Origin of the sequence: Melaminivora alkalimesophila, assembly GCF_000282995.1 — a bacterium.
Lineage (GTDB): Bacteria > Pseudomonadota > Gammaproteobacteria > Burkholderiales > Burkholderiaceae_C > Melaminivora > Melaminivora alkalimesophila.
In genome coordinates this window covers 1-4,983 of the sequence record NZ_ALEE01000728.1, presented here as the reverse complement: position 1 = coordinate 4,983, position 4,983 = coordinate 1, and the positions used below count along the sequence as shown (strand labels likewise).

Below are 4,983 nucleotides of genomic sequence, written 5' to 3'. Positions count from 1 at the left end.
CAGCCGCCAGCGGCTTCATGTCCACCCAGCACCTGGGGCACGGCGTGCCGCCGGCGCCCTCGCTGCCTTTCGTCGCCGGCGGCATGTTCGTGCCGGCCGGCGGCAGCCTGATCGGCCCGCTGGCGCGGGCGCGCCAGCGCGCCATGGGGGTCATGCAGCAGCTGCGGCGCGTGCTCACGCAGCCGGCCACCGGCTACGACATGCGCCAGGCACCGCCCGCCTCGGCGGCACTGGCGCAGGCCCTGGCCACGCAGCGCGTGCATGCCGAGAGCTGGTACGGCCCGCTCACCGTGCTGGTGCAGCAGGCGCCGCCGCAGGCGGTGGTGCAGGCCGCGGACGTGGTGCGCGAGCGCTCCGAGGAGCTCAAGCGCAAGGCGGCGACGCCCGGCGAGAAGGCGATCATCGAGGTGGTCGCCCTGATGTTCCAGAGCATCCTGAGCGAGGAGCGCATCCCGCCGGCGGTGCGCGTGTGGTTTGCGCGGCTGCAGGTGCCGGTGCTGCGCGTGGCGCTGGCCGAGCCGGAATTCTTCAGCAACCTCACGCACCCTGCGCGCCAGCTCATCGACCGCATGGGCGCCTGCGTGCTGGGCTTCGACGCCACCAGCATCAACGGCAGCGCGCTGGAGGCGGAGATCCGCCGCATCGTGCAGGTGATCGAGCAATACCCCGAGACCGGCCAGCGCGTGTTCCAGCTGGTGTACGAGGAATTCGAAGCCTTCCTCGCGCGCTTCCTGACGCAGGACCAAGGGACGGCGCGCATCGTCAGCGTCGCCCAGCAGGTCGAGCAGCGCGAGACGCTGGCGGTGCAATACACCATCGAGCTGCGCGCGCTGCTCAAGGACATGCCGGTGCGCGAGGAGATCCGCGAGTTCCTGTTCAAGACCTGGGCGGAGGTGCTGGCCACCGCGGCGGTGCGCCATGGCCCACAGCACGCCGACACCGCCGCCTTCAAGCGCGCCGCCGCCGACCTGGTCTGGGCGGCCAGCGCCAAGCCCAACCGCGCCGACCGCGCGCAGGTGATCCAGAACCTGCCGGCGCTGCTGCAGGCGCTGCGCAACGGGCTGGCGCTGCTGGGCATCACCGGCAACGCGCAGGACCTGCAGATCAAGGCCCTGACCGACACGCTGGCAGACGCCTTCCTGTCCAAGACCGCCGCCATCCCGCAGGCGCACATCGACGCGATGGCGCGGCGCCTGGCGAACCTGGAGGACTACCTCAGCGAGGACGGGCTGGACGACATGCCGCTGTCGGCCGACCACATCGAGATGCTGCTCGGCATGGACGCCTCGGGCATCCACGTGATCGCCGACAACCAGTCGCCGGTCGAGCCGGAGATGGTCGTCTGGGCGCAGCAGCTGGTGCCGGGCGCCTGGTTTACGCTGGAGCACGAAGGCAGCTCCAGCCGGGTGCAGTACGCCTGGCACAGCCAGCGGCGCCAGCTGCACCTGTTCGCCTCCACTGACGGCACCAGCTACCTGTTGCAGCTGCGCCGCCTCGGGGCCTACCTGCAAGCCGGCCTGCTGGTGCCGCAGGAGGAGGAAAGCCTCACTTTGCGCGCCACGCGCGAGGCCCTGACGCGCCTGGACGCGCAGCCCGAGCGGCTGCTGGCCTGAAGCGCCGGCCGGCGCTCAGGGTGCGGGGTCGTCGTCGTCGAGCCCGGCGGCACCGGCCTCGCGCACCACGCGCGCCACCACGTCGGAGGCGAAGCCGCGCGCCGCGAGGAAGCGCAGCTGGCGGGCGCGCTCCTGCGCCGTGCGCGCGGGCGGGGCGCTGCCGAAGCGCTGCTGCCACACGGCCCGTGCACGCTCCATCTCGGTCTGTGCCAGCTCGCGCCCTGCGGCGCGCACCAGTTCCTCGTCGATGCCCTTCTCGCGCATCTCGCGCAGCACGCGCAGGCTGCCGAAACGCGCGGCGCGCCGGTGCACGATGGCATCGGCGGCGCGCTCTGCGTTGAGGAAATCCTTGGCCTGGAGTTCGTCGAGCAGCGCCGCCAGGTCGTCGCCTTCCTGCACGTGGCGTGCGAGCTTGGCCTCGAGCTCGCCGCGCGAGTGCTCGCGCTGCGCCAGCAGGCGCAGCGCGCGGCCCTTCAGCGAGAGCTTGGCAAAGCCCAAGTCGCGGCTCCCTTGCCTTGGCCTCGCGGCCTCAGATCAGGCTCTCTTCGGCCTTGGGGGCGGCTGGCTTGCGGCCCCGGGCCGGCTTGTCGGCCTCGCCCTCGGCTTCCGCGCCTGCCTCGGCCGCCACCGGGGCGCCGGCGGCGGGCGGCAGCAAGGCGATGCCCAGGCTCTCGCGCACCTTGTTCTCGATCTCGCGCGCCAGCTCCGGGTTCTCGCGCAGGAACTCGCGGGCGTTGTCGCGGCCCTGGCCGATCTTCTCGCCGTTGTAGGCGTACCAGGCGCCGCTCTTGTCGATGATGCGCGCCTCGACGCCCATGTCGATGATCTCGCCCTCGCGCGAGATGCCCTCGCCGAACAGGATGTCGAACTCGGCCTGCTTGAACGGCGGGCTGACCTTGTTCTTCACCACCTTGACGCGCGTCTCGTTGCCGATCGGCGTGTCGCCCTTCTTGATGGTGCCGGTGCGGCGGATGTCCAGGCGCACCGAGGCATAGAACTTCAGCGCGTTGCCGCCGGTGGTGGTCTCGGGGCTGCCGAACATGACGCCGATCTTCATGCGGATCTGGTTGATGAAGATGACCATGCAGTTGGTCTTCTTGATGGTGGCGGTGAGCTTGCGCAGCGCCTGGCTCATCAGGCGCGCTTGCAGCCCGGGCAGCGAATCGCCCATGTCGCCCTCGATCTCGGCCTTCGGCGTCAGGGCCGCCACCGAGTCGACCACGATCAGGTCGACCGCGCCGGAGCGCACCAGGCTGTCGACGATCTCCAGCGCCTGCTCGCCGGTGTCGGGCTGGGAGATCAGCAGGTCCTGCAGGTTCACGCCGAGGTTCTGCGCGTACTGCACGTCGAGGGCGTGCTCGGCATCGACGAAGGCGCACTGGCCGCCGAGTTTTTGCATCTGGGCGATGACCTGCAGGGTGAGCGTGGTCTTGCCCGAGCTCTCCGGGCCGTAGATCTCGACCACGCGCCCGCGCGGCAGGCCGCCGACGCCCAGCGCGATGTCCAGGCCGAGCGAGCCCGTGGAGACCACCTGGATGTCCTCGATGGCCTCGCCCTCGCCCAGGCGCATGATGGTGCCCTTGCCGAACTGCTTCTCGATCTGGGCCAGGGCGGCTGCCAGGGCCTTGGCCTTCTCGCTGGCGGCGGCCTGGTCTTTGACGTTTGCGTTCATGGAAACAACTCCTGAAGGGGTGGATGGGAGGAGCCTTCCAGCCGCGCCGGGCGCAGAGTCACTGGATGCTTGAACAGTAATGTACCGATTCATGGTTTCCAGATCAACGGAATAATGGTCAGTTTGCCATACCATATGCGCATGGCTTCCGAGGCTTTCGATCTTCATGCAGACGCCTGGCGCCAGACCCATCTCGGGCGCCTTCTGGGCCACGCCATGCGGCGCTTCGATGCGCGCGTGCTGCAGCTCATGGCACGCAGCGCCGAGGCGCCGCTGGCGCTGTCGAATCTGGCGGCGCGCGAGCAGGTCGGCGCCGCCCACGTGCACATCACGCGCCACCTCTCGCCTGCCGGTGACCGGCTGACGCAGCTGGCCGAGCGCGCGGGCATGACCAAGCAGTCCATGGCGGCGCTGGTCGACCAGTGCGAGGCCTGGGGCATCGTGGTGCGCGAGCCCGATCCTCACGACGCCCGCGCGCGCATCGTGCGCTACACGCCGCTGGGGCTGTCCTGGCGCGAGGCCTTCCGCCAGGCGGTGGCGCAGGCCGAGGCGGAGTTTCGTGCCGAGGTCGGCGAGGAGGTGGCGGCGGTCATCGGGCTGGGGCTCGAGGCCTACGCGGGCGGCGATGGCGCACTTGCCTAGAATTTGGCCGGGCCGACTACGCAAGACCACAGGAGACAGACCCGCATGCGCATCCTCATCGCCGAAGACGACCAGGTGCTGGCCGATGGCCTGCTGCGCAGCCTGCGCAGCTCGGGCGCCGTGGTGGACCACGTGGCCAGCGGCACCGAGGTCGACGCCGCCTTGATGGCCAACAATGAATTCGACCTGCTGATCCTGGATCTGGGGTTGCCGCGGATGCACGGGCTGGAAGTGCTCAAGCGCCTGCGTGGGCGGGGCTCGGCGCTGCCGGTGCTGATCCTCACGGCCGCTGACAGCATCGAGGAGCGCGTCAAGGGCCTGGACTACGGCGCCGACGACTACATGGCCAAGCCGTTCTCGCTGCAGGAGCTGGAGGCACGCGTGCGCGCGCTCACGCGCCGCGGCATGGGCGCGACCAGCAGCGCCATCCGCCATGGCCCGCTGGTGTACGACCAGGCGGGGCGCGTGGCCACCATCGACGGCAAGATGGTCGAGTTGTCGGCGCGCGAGCTGGGGCTGCTGGAGGTGCTGCTGCAGCGCGCCGGGCGCCTGGTGTCCAAGGAGCAGCTGGTCGAGCGGCTGTGCGAGTGGGGCGAGGAGGTGAGCAACAACGCCATCGAGGTCTACATCCACCGCCTGAGGAAGAAGATCGAGCGCGGGCCGATTCGCATCGCCACGGTGCGCGGGCTGGGCTATTGCCTGGAGAAGATCCCCGGCTGAGGCCCCGTCGCCCCGTGCCGGTGTTGCCGTGAAAATCTTCCAGCGCGAGCAGCGCTCCCTGTTCGGCGAGATCCTCGACTGGATGCTCACGCCGCTGCTGCTGCTGTGGCCGGTGAGCCTGGCGCTGACCTGGCTGGTGGCGCAGGGGCTGGCCAACAAGCCCTTCGATCGCGCGCTGGAGTACAACGCCCACGCGCTGGCCGAGTTCGTCACGGTGCAGGACGGCCGGGTGGCATTCAGCCTGCCGCAGCCGGCCAGCGAGCTGCTGCGCGCCGACGAGTCGGACTTCGTGTACTTCCAGGTGCTCGGACCCGGCGGGGAGTGGCTTGCCGGTGA

General features: G+C 70.3%; 6 protein-coding genes. 4 read left to right on the top strand and 2 right to left on the bottom strand.

Going from position 1 to position 4,983, the window contains the following annotated elements; all coding sequences use genetic code 11:
* Positions 1–1,613, top strand: a 1,613-nt coding sequence (locus A612_RS14245) for a DUF1631 family protein (RefSeq protein WP_019375127.1), incomplete at its 5' end; no start/stop codon positions are given.
* Between the two features lie 15 nt (positions 1,614–1,628).
* On the opposite strand, the gene recX is transcribed toward A612_RS14245, so the two are convergent.
* Positions 1,629–2,111, bottom strand: coding sequence for a recombination regulator RecX (gene recX / locus A612_RS14240; protein ID WP_019375126.1), 483 nt, complete (start codon positions 2,109–2,111; stop codon positions 1,629–1,631).
* Positions 2,112–2,142: 31 nt separating this feature from the next.
* The gene (gene recA, locus A612_RS14235; RefSeq protein WP_019375125.1) at positions 2,143–3,285 is read right to left on the bottom strand and encodes a recombinase RecA; all 1,143 of its coding nucleotides are present in this window, start codon (positions 3,283–3,285) and stop codon (positions 2,143–2,145) included.
* Between the two features lie 141 nt (positions 3,286–3,426).
* Between recA and A612_RS14230 the strand changes: the two genes are divergently transcribed.
* The 3 genes from A612_RS14230 to A612_RS14220 all read left to right on the top strand — a co-directional run.
* Complete coding sequence (locus A612_RS14230) at positions 3,427–3,927, top strand: MarR family winged helix-turn-helix transcriptional regulator (protein ID WP_040437044.1); 501 nt, start codon at positions 3,427–3,429, stop codon at positions 3,925–3,927.
* A 45-nt stretch (positions 3,928–3,972) separates the two neighbouring features.
* On the top strand, positions 3,973–4,647 hold the full coding sequence (locus tag A612_RS14225) for a response regulator (RefSeq protein WP_019375123.1): 675 nt from the start codon (positions 3,973–3,975) through the stop codon (positions 4,645–4,647).
* A 28-nt stretch (positions 4,648–4,675) separates the two neighbouring features.
* Positions 4,676–4,983 (top strand): sensor histidine kinase N-terminal domain-containing protein (locus A612_RS14220; protein WP_040437043.1); only part of this gene is annotated, 308 nt, incomplete at its 3' end.